Source organism: Bacillus sp. S3 (assembly GCF_005154805.1).
Lineage (GTDB): Bacteria > Bacillota > Bacilli > Bacillales > Cytobacillaceae > Neobacillus.
Map to the genome: position 1 here is coordinate 4,698,560 of NZ_CP039727.1, position 18,792 is coordinate 4,717,351.

At 43.0% G+C, this 18,792-nt stretch carries 13 protein-coding genes; 2 read left to right on the forward strand and 11 right to left on the reverse strand.

From position 1 onward, the window contains the following. Positions 1-99 precede the first annotated feature (99 nt). Complete coding sequence (locus FAY30_RS22500) at positions 100-2,682, reverse strand: glycoside hydrolase family 84 protein (protein ID WP_149871967.1); 2,583 nt, start codon at positions 2,680-2,682, stop codon at positions 100-102. A gap of 577 nt (positions 2,683-3,259) precedes the next feature. Between FAY30_RS22500 and FAY30_RS22505 the strand changes: the two genes are divergently transcribed. After that, positions 3,260-6,346, forward strand: a complete 3,087-nt coding sequence (locus FAY30_RS22505; protein ID WP_149871968.1) for a beta-N-acetylglucosaminidase domain-containing protein — start codon at positions 3,260-3,262, stop codon at positions 6,344-6,346. 360 nt (positions 6,347-6,706) lie between these two features. On the opposite strand, the gene manA is transcribed toward FAY30_RS22505, so the two are convergent. Further along, a complete protein-coding gene (gene manA / locus FAY30_RS22510) occupies positions 6,707-7,666 on the reverse strand; it encodes a mannose-6-phosphate isomerase, class I (protein ID WP_149871969.1) in 960 nt (319 codons plus the stop codon). A gap of 166 nt (positions 7,667-7,832) precedes the next feature. Continuing rightward, on the reverse strand, positions 7,833-8,897 hold the full coding sequence (locus FAY30_RS22515; protein WP_149871970.1) for a mechanosensitive ion channel family protein: 1,065 nt from the start codon (positions 8,895-8,897) through the stop codon (positions 7,833-7,835). Between the two features lie 261 nt (positions 8,898-9,158). Between FAY30_RS22515 and FAY30_RS22520 the strand changes: the two genes are divergently transcribed. After that, positions 9,159-9,359 (forward strand): hypothetical protein, encoded by a 201-nt coding sequence (locus tag FAY30_RS22520; RefSeq protein WP_149871971.1) that lies wholly within the window; start codon positions 9,159-9,161, stop codon positions 9,357-9,359. A gap of 650 nt (positions 9,360-10,009) precedes the next feature. On the opposite strand, the gene FAY30_RS22525 is transcribed toward FAY30_RS22520, so the two are convergent. The 8 genes from FAY30_RS22525 to gsiC form a co-directional block, all read right to left on the reverse strand. Beyond that, a complete protein-coding gene (locus FAY30_RS22525; RefSeq protein WP_149871972.1) occupies positions 10,010-10,999 on the reverse strand; it encodes a DUF3231 family protein in 990 nt (329 codons plus the stop codon). A gap of 178 nt (positions 11,000-11,177) precedes the next feature. Then, entirely contained in the window at positions 11,178-12,002 is an 825-nt protein-coding gene (gene dat, locus FAY30_RS22530; protein WP_149871973.1) for a D-amino-acid transaminase, read from the reverse strand. Between the two features lie 15 nt (positions 12,003-12,017). Then, entirely contained in the window at positions 12,018-13,079 is a 1,062-nt protein-coding gene (locus tag FAY30_RS22535; protein WP_149871974.1) for a DmpA family aminopeptidase, read from the reverse strand. A 45-nt stretch (positions 13,080-13,124) separates the two neighbouring features. Further along, positions 13,125-14,861: a sigma 54-interacting transcriptional regulator gene (locus FAY30_RS22540; RefSeq protein ID WP_149871975.1), complete on the reverse strand. Its 1,737-nt coding sequence runs from the start codon at positions 14,859-14,861 to the stop codon at positions 13,125-13,127. A 45-nt stretch (positions 14,862-14,906) separates the two neighbouring features. Then, positions 14,907-15,875 carry an ABC transporter ATP-binding protein gene (locus tag FAY30_RS22545; protein WP_149871976.1) on the reverse strand — a complete coding sequence of 323 codons (969 nt, stop codon included), beginning with the start codon at positions 15,873-15,875 and terminating at the stop codon, positions 14,907-14,909. Between the two features lie 3 nt (positions 15,876-15,878). After that, positions 15,879-16,868 (reverse strand): ABC transporter ATP-binding protein, encoded by a 990-nt coding sequence (locus tag FAY30_RS22550; RefSeq protein WP_149871977.1) that lies wholly within the window; start codon positions 16,866-16,868, stop codon positions 15,879-15,881. Positions 16,869-16,886: 18 nt separating this feature from the next. After that, on the reverse strand, positions 16,887-17,792 hold the full coding sequence (locus FAY30_RS22555) for an ABC transporter permease subunit (RefSeq protein WP_149871978.1): 906 nt from the start codon (positions 17,790-17,792) through the stop codon (positions 16,887-16,889). A gap of 18 nt (positions 17,793-17,810) precedes the next feature. Then, positions 17,811-18,731, reverse strand: coding sequence for a glutathione ABC transporter permease GsiC (gene gsiC / locus FAY30_RS22560; protein WP_149871979.1), 921 nt, complete (start codon positions 18,729-18,731; stop codon positions 17,811-17,813). Positions 18,732-18,792: the final 61 nt, after the last annotated feature.

Consider the following 18,792-nt stretch of genomic DNA (forward strand, 5'->3'; position numbering starts at 1 on the left):
TTCAACTGCCAGTGGTCCACACTTTGCTCATTTAACCTGCTTAAGACCCTAGTTTCCTAGGGCCTTTTTTGGCTTGTTATTCATGAATGAACTTGGTTGCTAGTTTGTCTTTTCCGGGGATATTACCAGAACGACACCGTTTTCGATTTGCATGGTCGTGCCGATGGTAGTATTGTCTCGCAGCCAGTCATTTGCATGAATGCTTAGAACATATCCGTTTTTCGGGATGGTAGAATTATTCCCCCCTCTTTTCACAACTTTCCCATCGGCTACCGTGATTTCATATCCCCATGGGTTTGTTCGGGTTGTCTCTCCATATGCCGGCGTGTACTGAATCAACTGACCGGCTCCACGAGATTTATTCACCCCATCTAACATTCGATAGTCGACCACATCAAGGTCTCTCCACATGCTTTTGATTAAGAACGGCTTAATAACCTCTTTGCCAATTTCCTGTGGAAGCTGATACGCCTGCATCATGGCTGTTTTTAAACGATCTTTATAAGAATTGGCCTCATCAGTCTGGCCAGCTTTCTGTGCCATCAGATACTGGACCGCAACCTCTCCTGCTTCCCCATAGACAGTAAGGTTCCGCAGGTAAGGATCAATGGCGGTTAAAAATGCTTCATTATCAATGTCTTTGCGAATGGTTTCTGGAATTTGCTGCAGTCTATTAAATTCAGCGATTAACTGCTTGGCTTCTTGGCTGCCGCCCTCACCATCATACGCTTGCCAAAACTGCTCAATAACGGGCTGCAACGTAAGTTCCAATGGCGGTACCACCAAGGCACTCTTAATTAAAAATGGTTTGATGACACCTTGTCCAACCTTTTGCGGAATCTGTTCAGATTGGTTGAACAAGGAAATCAACTGGTTCCGATAGGCAGCAGCCTGGTCGGTTTGGCCCTTTTTCTGTGCCATCACATATTGAACGGCTGTTTCCCCCGCCTTACCATAGATGCTTAATTTTTCTAAATAAGGCTCCATTTCCTGAAGGAACTTTTTATTATCCATTTCCTGCTGAAGTTTAGCAGGTGCCTGTTGGAACTTTTTGAATTCAGCGATTAACTGGTCTGCGGCTTGACCCTCATCACCGGCCGCATAGGCCTTCCAGAACGCATCAATCAAGGGCGTTAAGGTAAGAGATTCCGCGGTATTAATCGGTGAAGAATACATATTCTCGGCAACGGTTTTTAGCGTTTCAGCACCTTGTCCGCCAAATGCTTGAATACTGCGTTTCCATGAATCAGCCGGGTCATAGGCTTCCGGGTTCCACGTATAGTCGGCAACCGTGAACAACGGAAGCTTAGAAGCCTCTGCTTCATTCATTGGGTTCGCTAATAGTCCTAAGACTCCATACTCGGATAAATCAGCATCCCGGCCAACAACGGGACCAAGGAACAAGCTATTCCGGTCATAATCATTTACTGGATAATTGTCCCATAATAACATATCGTGTTTAAATACTCCGTGAACCTCCTCAGCTTCTTCGGCAGTGACCTGTTCGGAGACTACCTTTTGGCCAGTCCACATAACAACTGTATCCTTGTCGAGTAATTCGGCAAACCGGACACGGTAAGGAGATGGCCCGTTTCCTGTATAATCCGTCGGAACCGTGATCAACCGCTCGGCCCCCTCATGGGTATTGATAAATTCTTCTGTAAAGCGATTTAATAGATACGCCTGTGCCGCTGCCGAAGGGTTTGGATCGCTGCCAAACTTTGCCTTGTCTTCCGGGGCTCGGAGGTTCGGGTCAATATCGTCGAGGAATAAGGCAAACGATCTAACTCCAAGATCCCACATAGCTTGAGCCTTATTGACCAAGGCATTTAGATCTGCCTCACTGGAATAGGTAATCGTATTCCCCGGAGAAATGGCAAACGTAAAAGTAACATGGTTTTCCTGCGCTGTTTTGATGAGTTCTGCAAGCTCAGCTAGTTTATCTGCAGGATACGGTTCCCTCCATTTTTCCCGATGGTATAGGTCATCCTTGGGGGCATAAATATAGCTGTTCATCTTATGCTCGCCGTAAAATTCTAACTGACGTAAGCGATCCTCATGTGACCATGGATCCCCATAGAAGCCTTCAATGGAACCCCTGATTGGCATCGTAGGCCAGTCCTTAATTTCCACTTCAGGAATCCAATCCGTTCCTTCCCGTTCGACAATGATTTGTTCGAAGGTTTGCGTCCCGTAATACGTTCCTGCCCCATCATGTCCGGAAATAACAATATGTTTCTTCTCCTTCGTGCCGTGATTAGAGGCGACAATATACCCCTCCTCTTTTGTCATTTCTAAATCCTTAATGCCAGTGTGCTGCTGAATGGTTTGCAGCTCGTCTGGGTCGGAGAATTCCCCCAGCCAAATAATAACAGGCGCCTGGAGCTTAGGGTTCTTAATATCACTCTCTACAACATTGGTAACGCCTGCTTTCTTCAGGGCCTGCTTCAATTCGGCAATCGCAGCGGGATCGGTTCCTGTTTCTGTAACCAATCCTACTTTGGGATTCAATGGAAAGCCTTTGTCTGTTTGCTTTACCGATTTCGGGATAGGAGATACAGTCATTTCGTAGGTTTCACTTGCCTTTGCTTTGCCTATGTAGGGAATATCCAGGGGAACCAATAACCCGGATACCAAACAAGCTGTAACAACGGACTTTAATGCTTTTCTTTTTACCAACATTTCCACCTCTTCTTCTATGATTTAAAACGTTCAAGGATGAACCACATGTTTAATAAAATCGCTCTCATGGTTTCTAAAAAAAAAAAGCAGGACAACACCATGCTGGAGGAAATCCCCCTAACATAGTGTCGCCCTGCCTGATCATATCAGTAACATGCGAATGATAATTCACCCTATACCGCGTATTATAGACAAAAGGGTTTAAGGTGCATAGGGACTAAAATACTATTTTTAGAAAATAGGTAATTATTCAAAAACAACCTCATCAATGTACTTATCGTAGAAAGCATATAGGTTAATAGTCACAATTTTCCAAATCAATTGACTACTCAAAATCGCTATGCTATCGTATACATAATTTCATACTGTGTCACATGTTACTAATTCGATTAGGCATGGTGGTAGATTGAAAGGATGTATATCCTTTCGTCACCCCATGCCTTTTTTAATTTTCAGCGTAGAATGTCGTATGGAGTATGTGACCAAGTTTTTATTTTAGGAGGTGTGGAGGCGCTGTTAAATAATTTCTAACAAATAGGAATATTCACCTAAAAAAAGAGGAAAAGGAGTTTTCACTATGTGGAAGAAAATAGCCTGCTCATTTTTGTCCTTGGGAATGACATGCAGCATAACCATTGGACATCAATCTGATGTGTATGCAATATCTGATCCCCCTGTAAATAATATAAGCACTAAGCTGGTCCCAATGCCCCAGAAGGTAGATATTAAAAACGGGTCCCTGCAAGTAAGCAGCCGTGTAAATATTATCGGAGAAGAAGCTGCCGACCAAGATGCCTTACATATTTTAACGGAATTTTTAAAAGCAAATACGATTGAAATCAATGAAGAATTTGATAGCAAATCTACCACGATCGCTTTAGGGGAAGAAGATAAACTCAACCCAGAGCTAAAGGGTTTGGAAAAACAGCTCGGCCTGCCGAATGATACAGAATTAAAAGCGGAAGGTTACACCTTGGCGGTTAACTCGGAAGAAAATGAAATGAGTAAAGGCGGCACCATCTTTGTCAAAGGAAAAGATGGGGACGGCACCTTTTACGGTGTAAAAACTCTCCTTCAGCTTGCTGAGAAAGAGGATAACACCATTGAAGTGAATAATGTAATGATTACGGATGAACCATCAATGAGCGTCAGAGGGATCGTTGAGGGTTTTTATGGGAAACCATGGAGCCACAATGACCGCCTGGATCAAATAGAGTTCTATGGAGATTATAAACTGAATACGTACATCTATGCCCCTAAGGACGATCCCTATCATCGGGAAAAATGGCGTGTGCCCTATCCGGAAAATGAGATGAAACGTATGGAAGAATTAATTACTGCCGCAAAGAGTAACAAAGTTGATTTTGTGTTTGCTCTTTCTCCAGGTATCGATATTCGCTTTGATGGTCAAAGCGGAGAAGACGATTTTCAAGCACTGCTGGCGAAAAGCGAATCGCTTTATGACATGGGCGTGCGCAGCTTTGCCATCCTGTTTGATGATATTGGCAATAAACAAGGGGCTAAACAAGCAAACCTATTAAATCGTTTTAACGAAGAATTTATTAAAACAAAGACAGATGTGACGCCGCTTATCACCGTTCCAACAGAGTATGATACACATGCAATGGGCGAAATCGGTAATTTAAGCACTTATACGAAGGCGTTCTCAGAGACACTTAATAAAGATGTTAAGGTCATGTGGACCGGTCAGGCTGTTGTTTCGGAAGCACTTCCGTTAGAAAATGTTGAATTTATGCGCGAAGTATATGGGGACCGAATTGGCGTTTGGTGGAATTATCCGGTTTCCGATTATTTGAGATCTAAGCTCGCCCTTGGTCCGATTGTTAATATCGATAATCGCCTGGAAGGAAAACTTGATTTTTTCACCATGAACCCCATGGAACATGCAGATCTTTCTAAAATCAGCTTGGCAACAGGAGCCGATTATTCTTGGAATACTTCAAACTATGATTCTGATCGTTCATGGAATCGTTCCATCGAACTCCTATTTAATGATCTTGCCCCTGAGATGAAAACTTTTGCTAATCACTCATCACGTATGACTGGTTCTTGGAGTATTGGACGTGGAGATGCTGTCAATGTACGAAAGACGATGGATCAATTTTGGTCAAAACTATCCAAAAGACAAGATACAACACAGGAAATCAATCTATTAACGAAAGAGTTTGTCGAGATGGTCCAAGCAGCAAACACGTTAAAGGAAGAATTGCCGCCAGAGATCCTAAGTGAAGCTTTAGCAAGTTTAAACAAACTAAAACTATTGGGAGAAAACGATCAATTAGCTTTAGAAATGGTTTTAGCTAAGAGAAATACAGAGACGGAGAAATACAATGAATTAAAGAAAAAGATTGAAGCCAACCTACCTGCCCTTAATGGTGGCAATAGAGTCTCTGAAGAAACGGCTCTAGCATTTATCAAGGAAGCCCTTGAATACGACCCATTACCCAAAGTTTCCTTTGACGTGTCCAAAACTTTCGTTGCACCGGGAGAAGAAATAAAGTTTCAAAATACGAGTTCAATGACAACGGAAGAAATAGAATGGACGTTTGAAGGGGCGAAGGTCGAGAAAAGTATAGAACCAAATCCAACCGTTGTTTATGAACAAGAGGGACTGTATACCGTTAAGCTTGTGGGGAAAAACCCTCTTGGACAAGATGAAGTGATAAAAGAAAATGTAATTACCGTTTCCAATCTTGCTAATAAGGATACAACCAATCTCGCCCTTGGTAAATCCGCTGCAGCTTCTAGTTCCTGCGCTCCATCGGAACGGCCTCAATATGCCGTTGACGGGAAATTGAATACAAAATGGTGTGGTAATGGTTCTGGGACACACCAGTTAACGGTTGATTTAGGAGGAATGAATTTAGTCAGTGAGATTGTGATGAAGCACGCTGAAGAAGGCGGCGAGCCATCAGGCAGTAATACTTCCGCATACCGTGTCCTAATCAGTGAAGATGGTGTAAATTTCAAAGAGTTAGTCAAAGTTACTGGCAATAAGAGCGGGATTACCAAGGATCAAGTCCCTGCTACAAAAGGCCGGTATGTTCGCCTAATGGTTGACAAGCCAACCCAAGGGGACGATAGGGCCGCTCGTATTTATGAGTTTGAAGTGATGGGACTAGAGGGAGATGTTGCATTACCACCGAAATACGAAAAGCCAAAAGTAGAAAAATCAATCTTAGAAAAGACAGCAGCAGAGGCAAATGAGAAAATAGAGTCCGACTATACAGTTAAAAGCTGGGATTTATTTGTTCTTGCTTTAGAAAAGGCGAATGAGGTTCTAGCCGACGAGAAAGCAACCCAGGATGAAGTAAATGCAGCAAGTGAAAACCTGGCAAAAGCGATAACAGGCCTTGTACGAAAAGAAACATTTATTGAAACAGGAATAAACAGCATAGATGAGGACATAAAAACAGCTTATGAGCAAGGCTTGATTACAAATCACGGGATAGTAAACAGTTTGCTTGCCAAAGTGGATCATATCCAGAAACATCAAGCCGATAAACAGAAAGTAATTGATGGGTTACATGCTCTTGGAAACCAAGTTAAGGCGCAATCCGGTAAAAAGATATCCCAAGAATATGCTGAAGAGCTTCTAAGCATAATCGAGGAATTGAAAAATGAAATAGCGGCCCTGAAGTAGGCAGGAAACTCAGGGGTAATGAAACAAGGGGAGTGTTCTCCAGCTCCTAAACATATGGGTAAAGGTACGTGACATCAAGAAAAGCGCAAGCGCCCTGGTCAGTGGCGTATTGCCTCCTCGGAAAAGCTAACACTTTTCCTTCGTGCGATGCCTATGCTGCCGAAGCGTTCCTTGTGGAGCGCTCCAACTGAGATAAAGGAAACACGATGAGCCAGAGGCGAATCGATGTTGACTTATCGTAGGGCGGAGAGCGAAGGACACTAGCCGCTAGGGTGATGGAGCTGGACATTTCTCGAAGTTGAACTTTATCTTTCTTATCTTTCAAAAAAGACCCTAGCTGCCTAGGGTCTTTTCTAATTGTTATTCATGCGAAACAATAAACTCAGCATTACCTTCTAACTTAAACTCCCGAACACCCTGCGGCAGGATAAAATGGGTACCCTTCTTCAGCTCAAAAGATTGTCCATCCATGATTAGAACAGTTTGTCCTTCAATGACGCTTACCTGCAAGTAATCTGCGTTCATTTCACAATCAGCCTGTCCATTCAATTGCCAATGATATACAGTAAAATACTGCTCCTCAACCAATTTCTTTTCAGCTAAACCACCAGTAACCTTTTCAGTCTGCTCAACTGCGGCGTCCTGATGCGGCACGGTTGTCACCTGTTTAGATCGTTCAAGATGTAATTCGCGTGTATTGCCGGCTGCGTCTTTCCGGTCATAGTCATACACACGGTAGGTAATATCAGAACTTTGCTGCGTTTCAAGAATCACAATCCCTTTTCCAATCGCATGAATCGTACCGCTTGGAACATAGACAAAATCGCCCGCCTTCACTTTAACGCGTCTTAAAAGCTTGTCCCATTGACCTTGATCAATCATCTCCGCCAAATCCTCTTCAGTCTGGGCATAATGACCTAACACAAGCTCTGCTCCTTCTTCGGCGCTTAGCACGTACCAGCATTCGGTTTTTCCATAAGGAACACCTTCGACTTCACGGGCAAATTGATCATTTGGGTGAACTTGAACGGATAAATCATCAGCTGCATCCAAAATTTTCACAAGTAATGGATACTCTCCTTGTTCGTCAGCCTTTTTATTAAAAAGCTCCTTATGTTCATTCCAGGCATCGGCTAATGTTTTTCCCGCAAGCGGACCATTGGTAATCATGCTTGGACCATGCGGATGCGCAGAAATCACCCATGCCTCACCGGTCTTATCGCTCGGAATCTCATAATGGAACTCAGTGCTTAGCTTCTGCCCGCCCCAAATCCTCTCCTGTAACACAGGTTGTAAAAAAATCGGCTCATTGTTGTACATAATTAACCTCCATGTGAAAAAAGCAAGGCCCCCCCTTCTAAATATATAGAAGGAAGCAAGAGTACTGGGGCCCTTGCTTTATTGTTATTATTGAATACTCTCTTAACAGTTTATATGCTTCTTTCTTGGTTGTCACCTTTCATAACTGCTCCCTGGAGTTCTTTTTTTAAACAGATTTTTCAGGCCGGCTGGGTGCAGGGGGACTAGCCGGAGAGGCAAGCAGAATGTTATGGTTCAAAAAGATTTTCATAATGGCATGACGCAGATGGCTTTCCACCTGCTCTTTTATTTCAAAATTTAATACCGGGATTTCAATAAAAAATTCCATGCCATTGACGAGGAAGTTAATGAAGCGGATCTCCGGTTCCGGTTTTGGCAAGACCCCCCTCGAGAATGGCTTAATTTGCTCTATTGCCTCCTGAAGTAATTGAACCACTTTATCTGGATCCGTACCATACACTACGCTTACATTAACCGCAGCCATCATTTCCGCATCCGAGCGGTTTTTAATTACTTGCTCAATAAAGGTTTGGTTCGGAACAATTAAGACGCCTTCCTTTACTGTTCGAACGATCGTGGAACGCAGCCGAATTTCCTCAACCCGGCCGATTTTATCGTCCATTTCAATTGTATCCCCCACCTCAAAGGGTCTTTCAAATAACATAATAATCCCCGAAACAAAGTTACCCGCGATATTTCGCATCCCAAAACCGATTCCAATTCCAAGTACACCCAGTATGGCACCGACCGCGGTAAAATCAAGTCCGACACTTGTAAGACTGACCGCCAAGGCGGCTATCATGACCGTATAATAAATCATTTGGTTGACCGTATAGGCGCGCCCTTTATCCAACTGATAATGCTGATAAAGCGGTGACAGCACATACGTGATCACAAGTTTAATGAAATGGTGTGCCAATGTGACAATCATAAAGGATACAATCAACAGAAAGGGAGTAACCCCGACCCCATTTTGTGAATACAGCCTCGTAAACAGCCATTTGGTATCATAAAAACAATATAAAAAGACGAGAATCAACCCATAGATCGTCATCCAATTGGTAATCGATGTTAGAATCGGCAGAAAATGATTCCCCAAAGTGCCATTCCTTTTCGTAAAAGAAACAGACGCCCATTTGATGAGCCAGTTTATACATAAAATGGACAAGGAAGAAAGGATAAAAGCAGCACTATTGGATTTTAATACTTGTTTGATTATGGCAATCTTCATCCGTCATCACCCATTACTCCATTATTTCAAATTTTTTCGTTATCTATAGTAATAACCTTAATAATAGTGATGAAACATGTGCAGGCGAAACTATGGTGGCAATTCCATACAATTTTCCCCTATAAAAAAGTAGAAACCGTTCATTCCCAATACCTCTAAAAACCCAGGGCATGCCTGCCTCCCACGTATAATCTATGAAAAATTTGTCCATACTAGGGCTATAGAAATAGTTTTATAGGTTTGCAAAAGGAGCGGGCTAAAATGGGGAGAGAATTAGGAAGTATTTTTAATGAGCTTACATTAGTGAAAAGCAAGGAACTGGATGAGTGTGAGAAGGAGCTAAGTTACGACCATCATAACCACGTCGTCAACAAAGCGTTATTAGCGTACAAGCACAGCATTCTGGAGAAGTTAGAAATGTATGACCACTATCTTGAGCAACACAAAGAATCGATCCTATAATGGAAAGACTCCTTTTAATGAGGAGTCTTTTTTAATGCGCATGAAGCCAGGGGGCGGTTATGGTAGCTCCATTTTCATGAACTATGCTGCAATCGGAGGGAAATGGGTCGTAGAGTAATTCTATATCGGGGTTTGGGTTTGAAAAATCATGAAACCCCTACGTAGACCGCTTCTACATCGGGGTTTGAGCTTAAAAATTCGCCAAACTCCTGCGTAGACCGTTTCTACATCGGGGTTTGAGCTTAAAAATTCGTGAAACCCCGCGTAGACCTTTTCTACATCGGGGTTTGGACTAAAAATTCACTCAAACGTCCAAGTAGACGGGTTCTACTTCGACATTCGTGCCTAAAATTCACTCTAACATCCAAGTAGACCGGTTCTACTTCGACATTCGTTCCTAAAATTCACTCTAACATCAAAGTAGACGGGTTCTACTTCGACGTTCGTACCTAATACTCACTCAAACGTCCAAGTAGACGGGTTCTACTTCGACGTTCGTACCTAATATTCACTCAAACGTCCAAGTAGACGGGTTCTACTTCGAGGTTAAGTCCCAAAATCCACTCAAACCCCCAAGTAGAATAACTCTAGATACATCTTTTATTTCGCAAACACCCAATTTTCCGACGGAGCCTGATTCCTGATAGCCCCTACCTCTCCGGTGCCATCGGAGGCTGTTCTAACCATCCGTGTTTAATCATGATGTTCGCTCCATCCTCTGCAAACGCGGCAATTTCGGCAGTAAGTCTGACATAATGAAGACCGATATCCCGCCTTGGGCTCATGGCCATACTTGTTCCATAAAAGCCAATACTCAGGGCAATGAGGGATGTCGTATAAAACATCATCAGTTTATCCGAAAAGGTAAAAGCGGTTGACTTTGTTACACCCGGGTCCCATGGCATTGAAACTGGAAGGTTGTCTTCCTTCAGAATAGAACGGAAAATTTCACATTGCTTTTTAGCAATTTCCACTCCTCTTTCTAAAAACTCTTTCACTTCTTTTGATTGGGCCACTTGACTAAATCCTATGAGAGTAGCAACCCCAAAAGCATTTCTTTGAAAATTAACAAAAAGATTTGTAATTTCAGTACCAACTAAAGGTCTTTTTTCACCCAGAAAACCTCTAAGGAAACTTGGCCTTTTAACAAAATCAATATCCTCGGGTATAGGTATGTACGGGGACCGAAGATATAAGCCTTTAGATAATAGCAGCTCCTTAACCTCTCTCATAAATGAAGTCAATTGTGAAATACACTCATTAAAATAACTATAGATATCTGCCCTGACGGATATGGACAGATTGATACTGTAACCTTGCAGGGCAATTTGTGATGCTTGATGGAGGTAATCTAACATATAGGAGTCTGAATATAGCCTCGGTGCGAATGCATCTACGTCCTCATTTAGTTTAAATCCACAGGGAATAGGATAATTTTCTTTGTTGAAAATTTCAGTTAAAGTCGTTAAATTCCCTTGAGCAATTTCAAGAGCCTTTTGCATTAGAGGCCTGACCTCTTCATCCTCCACTTTAGCTAAGAAGTATGTAAACTTACATGAAATCGCACGATCATTGATATACGATGTCCAAAGAGCTGTAATCTCCGCTGATGTAAGTTTCACCTGGTTACCTTTCTCCATAAACCGCCCTCCATTAATAGACAATCCCTTTTAAAATCATCATCCCCTATACAATCCAAAAATATGTAAAAAGACGGGGATACCCTTAATCCCTGTCTTTTTATTCAAAAATCATTCGACAAATATCGAGGCGTGTCTGTGGCACCATTTTAATTCGACAAAATAGGACTCAGCCTATTTAGATGATCTGCTTGAATTGTTCCTTCAATGCCTTTGTAACCGAACCTGGCGTACCATCATTGATTTGTTTGTCGTCCACGCGTATGATTGGTGTGATTTCTAATGTGGTACTCGTAATGAATACTTCATCAGCTTGGATCATTTCATCCGGCGTAAACTGTTTTTCTACAAATGGAATTTTGAGATGCTCTGCCAAGTTTTTCACTGCCATTCTCGTAATTCCGGATAAAATATGTTTTGAGAGTGGTGTAGTGATGACCGAGGAATTTTTTACGATGTATACATTGGAACTTGTTCCCTCGGTCACTTTACCATCTCTCACCAGAATCGCTTCCAAGTAGCCTTTTTCATACGCCACCTGCTTGGCAAGAATGTTAGGCAGCAGGTTCAACGATTTGATGTAGCAATTTGCCCAACGTTCATCAGGATGCAAAATGACACTTGCTCCTTGTTCCCCCACTGGAATGATTCGAAATGGTTTAGCAGTCATCGAAACAGATACGGGGCATTCCGGAAATAGATGATTTCTTGGTGCCATTCCTCTCGTCACCTGCACATAAAGGTCGAGGTTCGTTAATCCACTTCTTTGTGTCAGCTCCAGCATAGAGTTTTTGAAGGCCTCCCGATTAGGATCAATACGTAATTTGATAGCATCAGCACTTTTATACAATCGATCCAGATGCTCATCCATCATGAAGGGTTTTCCATCATAAATTCTAATCACCTCATAAACACCGTCACCAAACTGATGACCTCTTTCATCGATAGGCACAACTGACTCATTTGGTTCGACAAATTTCCCATTAAAATAGGCCAAACTCATTTCAAACCCCCTCCTTTATGAAGATGACCCCAACAAAATATCATAAGGAATTGCCTCTCGAACTCTTCCTTTATTTCCTTCCGTTGTGGTCGCCATACAAATAGAATTCCAAATCGCTTCTTCTACAGCCTCAACAGTCATCTCAAACAGTTGGGAAATCCTTTTGCCGTCCTCCCTCATAAATGAATACGAGATATTTTCCTGATCGGGTTCATGAGAAACACGATGCGCCGTAGAGAAGGCAATAACGATATCACCACTTCCGTGAGCCCCATATGAACCGGTGTGGGCAAGTCCGAATGTAGATCGTTTAGCTAAGCGACCAAGTTGTCTCTCGTTGAGTGGTGCATCCGTGGCAAGAATAATCATAATCGATCCATCGGGCATCTTTTCTTCTTCTCCTAAACGGTATAACCCACCTGCAGGAATGCGCAAATCCTTCTCCTCGCCGAAATTACTGACCACCAGCACACCAATGGTATAGGACTGTTCTCCAAAGGAAGCGACTCTCGAGCTTGTTCCAATGCCTCCCTTGAAACCTAGACAAGACATTCCGGTTCCAGCCCCGACACAACCTTCTCCCACTATTCCAGATTTGGCAGAATGAATCGCTTGATAGGCATGTTCCGGTCTGACATGTAATCCCCGAATATCATTGAGGTAACCATCATTGCATTCTCCTACGATTACATTTACAGTACCCGTTGTATCACCAATTTGGGGATTTTGGTCGAGGAGATAACGGATGGTGCCTTCCAAGACCGCCGGAACAGAAAATGTATTGGTTAAAAGAATCGGACTTTCTACTACTCCAAGTTCCTGCAGTTGAATGGTCCCTACGGTCTTGCCAAATCCATTGATCACATAGGAGCTTCCCAATACCTTTTCTTGAAACAAATTGCCCGAATGCGGAAGTATTGCTGTTACTCCGGTTTGAACAATTCGATCTTCTGCACTCTTATAGGAAAGGGTCGTATGCCCAACCATTACTCCTGAAACATCCGTAATCGCATTATATGTGCCAGTTTTAAATCTTCCAACGTTTATACCAAGGTCACGAATCCGTACTCTATTCATCCTCTACACCACCAAAACATTTTGCGCTAATTGAGCATTGACCATTTAATTTTTCATCCAAAGCGTTTGAAGGAACAACTCCCCTTTTCTCGATATCGTTGTTCCTGAACGCCCTTGACGGACATTCAATAATTCTAATTGGTTAAGGGCATCCAGCCGTGTTCTTAACTGCTGTTCGGAAAGAGTAACATTTTTTTCCTCAAGCCTTTTCTGCACCATAGCCCGGCCATAAGATGTATGCTGTTTCTTCCCTTCATCATAAACTTCAAGGATCGCCAGGCTTTCCTCCAAGAAACCGTGCTCTTCAATACTCATAAACAATTCATTTAATTCACTTTCATCCATTTCTTGCGGCAGTGAAGAATCAACAGCCGCTTTTTGAAGCCTCCCCTTCATATAGAAGGGCAATAATTCTAATGTGATTTCTTTTTCTTCCAAACAGGCCATATATGAGAGGGCATTAAACAATTCGATTACATTCCCTGGCCAAGGATATTGTCGCAGAAGCTTAATCATATCAGGCGGAATAACCAAATCACCCCTATGCAAATGGGACTGAAGATACGTTTGAATAAGGGGCTCAAAATCCTCCTTGCGCTCTGACAAGGACGGAACTTTGCAGGTTAAAGCAGCCAGATAATAAAACAGATCCCTGCGGAATTTTCCATCATCCGCCAATAACGAGAGATCGGCATCGCTTGTCGTAATGATTCTTACCTGAATAGGAATCGGATAATGACCATTTACCCTGATAATTTGACCTTCCTCAAGCACTTGCAGGAGTCTGCCTTGCAAGGAAACTGGTAATTCATCAATCTCTTCAATACACAAGGTTCCGCCATTGGCCAATTCAAAAAGGCCTGGAGAAGACTGTCCACCCGATTCTGTTCCAAACAATTCCCTTTCCAGCACGTCAAATGGTCTCGCCGCACAATTAATATGGAGATAGGGACCCGTCTTAACCAGTGAATCGTTGTGGATTGCCTGCGCAAGCATTCTTTTGCCCGTGCCCGTTTCTCCAAATATATGCACAGGGTCACCTGTTTTAGCAAGTCTCTTTGCAATCTTTAAAACATCGTTCATGGCTTGACTATTCGCTATCACGTCATCAAAGAAGTACTTGGCGGTTTTTCCTCCTGTATACTCTCTCCATTTGCTAAAGGTAGAATCAATTTTAAAAGCATTATTTCCATTGGATAAAGCTAAAAGGGATTTCATATAGCGATTGGTAAGAAAGAATTGCTGACAATCTAATTCCAATGCCTCAAATATTTCAAAAACCGTTTCCAAAGCAAGAACACGATAGCCGATATCAATCACTTTCATGTCCCCCTCCGGAACAAGCTGCATCTCTCCCGGGGTAATGATGTAATCAATATGCGCGGGAATCGGAGTATCCGGAGCATATGCGTAATAATTATGCTCAAATACAGTCTCCCGAAGCGCTTGGACTGTTTCCTCCGTGGTATGCTTTGTATCGTTTACTACTAAAATATTCTTTCCCTGAGGAGCATGAAGCAGTTTTTTTATGTTTGCAAAATTCAGCCCTCGTTTAGCCTCAATCCACTTTACCCCTTTTGGCAAGAAAGGCTGAACAAGGGGTAAAATAAAGTTGGCTCCCAATAAAACGATTTCTCCTTCCGAAATCGTTTCCCTCGCCAAGTTTTTAATCGATATCGGACGAATCTTGATTAAATCCCCGGCAATCTCTGTCATCTGCTTTGAGATCGCAGACAAAAGTTCATCCTGAATTGAAATAATTGTTAAAACTTTATCAACCAATGTATTTTTCACTCCTAACGATAAGGAAACCCATCATAATTCCTATTATACATACAAATGACATGCGGAAAAATGCCCAGGTTCGATCTCCTTTAGTTCAGGAACTGTTGTTTTACAAATATCCATACAAGACCGGCATCGGGGATGAAACGTACACCCTGTTGGAGGATTAGATGGACTAGGAATATCACCTTCTAAGATAATTCGTTCTCTCTTCATCCGTGGATTGGCTACAGGAACGGCAGACATTAAAGCCTGTGTGTATGGATGCAGCGGATTTTCATACAGGGATTCCTTCTGGGCTATTTCCACAATTCTCCCCAGATACATAACACCCACACGATCACTGATATGCTCCACCACACTCAAATCGTGGGAAATAAACAGATATGTCAGCCCTAGTTCTTTTTGTAAATCCTGCATGAGATTTAATACCTGAGATTGTATGGAGACATCTAACGCAGAAACAGGTTCATCTGCCACAATCAGCTTCGGATTTACGGAAAGCGCCCTTGCAATGCCAATTCGTTGTCGTTGCCCTCCGCTAAATTCATGGGCATAACGATTTGCATGATAATGAGTAAGCCCGACACATTCTAATAATTCATGAACCCGCTTGTCTCTCTCTCTTTTTCCCATCATGTTATGAACAATCAAAGGCTCTGCAATAATTTCTCCAACCGTCATCCGAGGATTGAGGGAGGCGTAAGGATCCTGAAAAATCATCTGGAAGTCTTTCCTGACTTCACGCAGCTGTTTGTCGCTTAACTTGCTGATATCTTGACCGTTAAACCAAATTTCCCCTTCCGTGGGTGCCAGCAGCCGCATCATCATGCGCCCTGTCGTGGACTTTCCGCATCCGCTTTCCCCAACTAATCCAAGTGTTTCTCCTTTACGAATGGAAAGAGAAACACCGTCAACAGCCCGGACATATGATTTATTCTGGCCGAACAGTCCTTTGCTAATCGGAAAGTACTTCTTCAAACCCTTAGATTCTACTAACAACTCTGCCATTTATTACGCCTCCCTTGCCACTTCGCTTTGATACAGGAAGCACCGACATTGGTGCCCTTCTGCGATTTGTAGAAGATCTGGATCTTGCTCCTGACAAATGTCCATTGCTTGAGAACAGCGCGGAGCAAATTTGCACCCCTTTGGCATATTCGCGGGAGTAGGAACGTTGCCGGGAATGGATTCAAGCCGATTCGTTTTCTGACCCATCTTTGGAACGGAGTTAAGCAATCCCTTGGTATAAGGGTGTTTAGGGTTTTCAAAAATCTCCAACACATCGGCTTCCTCTACAACCTTTCCAGCATACATAACCACGACACGATCGCACATTTCTGCCACAACCCCTAAATCATGCGTAATTAACATAATAGCTGTCCCTTTTTCTTCTTTCAGTTTCCTCATTAATTCTAGGATTTGAGCCTGAATGGTCACATCAAGAGCCGTTGTCGGTTCATCGGCAATTAAAAGTGTCGGGTCACAGGACATCGCCATAGCAATCATAATTCTCTGCCTCATACCACCAGACAACTGATAGGGAAATTCGTCAATAATCTCTTCCGCACGCGGGATTCCCACCAATTTCAACATCTTAATCACGTGTTCCCGGGCCTTTTTCTTGTCATACTTTAAATGAAGCTGCACAGCCTCGCCAATCTGCTGTCCGATTTTATATACCGGGTTCAATGAGGTCATAGGTTCCTGGAAGATCATCGCAATTTCGTTACCGCGTACCTCTCTAATGTCACTTTCCGAAAGGGATAACAGATCCCTTCCTTCAAACAGAATCGAACCATCCACTACTTTTCCAGGAGTATCTGTGAGCAGGCGCATAATAGAAAGAGATGTGACACTTTTTCCGCAGCCTGACTCACCTACTACTCCGAGCGTCTCCCCTTTGTTTATATACAGATCCACACCGTTAACAGCAGGTACATGACCTTTGTCTGAAAAAAAATAGGTTTTTAAATTGGATATTTCCAATAGTTTGTTGTTCATATGATCGCTCCCTGTCTATTAATCTTTTATCTTCGGATCGAGGGCATCCCGCAAACCATCCCCCAACAGATTGAAGGCAAGTACGGTAATGAAAATGGCGAGTCCCGGAAAGAAGGTGACATGCGGAGCTGTATTCAAAAAGTCCCGGCCGGAGCTGAGCATCGCACCCCACTCAGGTGAAGGAGGCTGGGCACCCAATCCTAGAAAGCTAAGGCTTGCCGCCGTTAAAATGGAAGTTCCAATTCGCATCGTAAAATAAACAATGATGCTGGACACCGTACCCGGGAAAATATGCTTCCAAATGATACGCCTGGGGGCTGCTCCAATGGACTGTGCTGCCTCTACAAACACGGTAGCTTTGATGGAGAGGGTGCTGCTTCGTACAATTCGTGCAAAAATTGGGATACTAAAAATCGCTACGGCAATAATCACATTTCCCAGTCCCGGCCCTAAAATGGCAATAATACCAATTGCTAATAGAATTCCTGGGAAGGCGAATAATACATCACAAAATCGCATGATGAGGCTGTCTATCCATTTTCCATAGTATCCGCTGATCAGACCAAGTATGGTACCGGCAATGGCTCCTACCAACACGGAGGTCAAGCCAACAAAAAGAGAAATTCTCGTTCCCTCGAGAATCCTGCTAAAGATATCCCTCCCGAAAGCATCCGTGCCCGCCAAGTGTTCCATCGAGGGGGGACTTAAAATATTATCATAGTCCGGCTCTATCGAAGAATAGGGAGCAATAGCAGGACCTATAAGTGCAATGATAAACAGCAGAACAATAAAACACCCTGCGACCATGGCCAAACGCTGTTTTTTAAATTTCCGGCAAAACTCAAAAAACGGGGTTCGTACCTTCTCTACTTCCCTCCCCGTCACTTGTTCATTCGGTTGAATAACTATACCGCTATTTGCCAATTTTCATTCCCCCTTTCACTACTTATAACGAATTTGCGGATTCATTACCCCATACAGGATATCCACAAGTAAATTAATCAAAATGAACTCTAAAGCAAATAGTAACATCTCTGCCTGAATCAATGGATAGTCGCGGAATGATACAGAATCAATTAGTAACCGGCCCAATCCTGGCCAACTGAATACCGTCTCAACCACGATGGAACCTCCCAATAGAAATCCAAACTGCAATCCTGTCATAGTAATAACGGGAATCATTGCGTTTTTTAAGGCGTGTCTCCACACTACAGCGTTTTCCTTCAATCCTTTGGCTCTTCCCGTACGAATATAGTCTTCCTTTAAAATTTCCATCAGGGATGAACGGGCAAAGCGAGCAATGACAGCAGCTACTCCAGCTCCTAAGGTAATGGAAGGCAATACATACGCTTTCCAGGAATCACTGCCTCCTGTTGGAAACCAGCCCAGCTTAACGGAAAATAGTTGAATCAGCATTAAACCCAGCCAAAAGGATGGTAAAGAAATACCTGATACGGCACTAAACATACCCGCATAATCCTGCCATTTATTCCGCTTTGTTGCCGATATCACGCCAATTAACAGTCCGAAGAGGATGGCCCAGACCATACTCCAAACGGTCAGCCAAAAAGTTGGCATAAATCTTTGGGCAATCTCATCATATACAGGCCTCTTCGTTTTCATCGATACGCCCAAATCGCCTTGGAATAGATTGCCTATGTAAGTGAAATACTGCGTCGTAATCGGTTTATCCAGACCAAGCTGTTGACGAACAAGCTCCACATCCTTTGGACCTGCATCCGGACCAGCTACAAGCCGTGCAGGATCCCCAGGAATCATATGGACAAACATGAAAATAAAAATGGAAACGATCACTAGAATAGGAATGATGCCCAATAAACGCTTTAAAATATAACGAAACATAACCCGCCTCCTTTTCCTTCCTGTCTTCAAGATAGGGCGGTCACTAACAAGTTAATTAGCG

Coding starts and splice junctions, on each gene's coding strand:
- FAY30_RS22520 (WP_149871971.1), top strand. CDS start 9,159: ATGGGGAGAGAATTAGGAAGTATTTTTAATGAGCTTACATTAGTGAAA.
- manA (WP_149871969.1), bottom strand. CDS start 7,666: ATGTACAACAATGAGCCGATTTTTTTACAACCTGTGTTACAGGAGAGG.
- dat (WP_149871973.1), bottom strand. CDS start 12,002: ATGAGTTTGGCCTATTTTAATGGGAAATTTGTCGAACCAAATGAGTCA.
- FAY30_RS22550 (WP_149871977.1), bottom strand. CDS start 16,868: ATGAACAACAAACTATTGGAAATATCCAATTTAAAAACCTATTTTTTT.
- FAY30_RS22500 (WP_149871967.1), bottom strand. CDS start 2,682: ATGTTGGTAAAAAGAAAAGCATTAAAGTCCGTTGTTACAGCTTGTTTG.
- FAY30_RS22525 (WP_149871972.1), bottom strand. CDS start 10,999: ATGGAGAAAGGTAACCAGGTGAAACTTACATCAGCGGAGATTACAGCT.
- FAY30_RS22505 (WP_149871968.1), top strand. CDS start 3,260: ATGTGGAAGAAAATAGCCTGCTCATTTTTGTCCTTGGGAATGACATGC.
- FAY30_RS22545 (WP_149871976.1), bottom strand. CDS start 15,875: ATGGCAGAGTTGTTAGTAGAATCTAAGGGTTTGAAGAAGTACTTTCCG.
- FAY30_RS22535 (WP_149871974.1), bottom strand. CDS start 13,079: ATGAATAGAGTACGGATTCGTGACCTTGGTATAAACGTTGGAAGATTT.
- FAY30_RS22515 (WP_149871970.1), bottom strand. CDS start 8,897: ATGAAGATTGCCATAATCAAACAAGTATTAAAATCCAATAGTGCTGCT.
- gsiC (WP_149871979.1), bottom strand. CDS start 18,731: ATGTTTCGTTATATTTTAAAGCGTTTATTGGGCATCATTCCTATTCTA.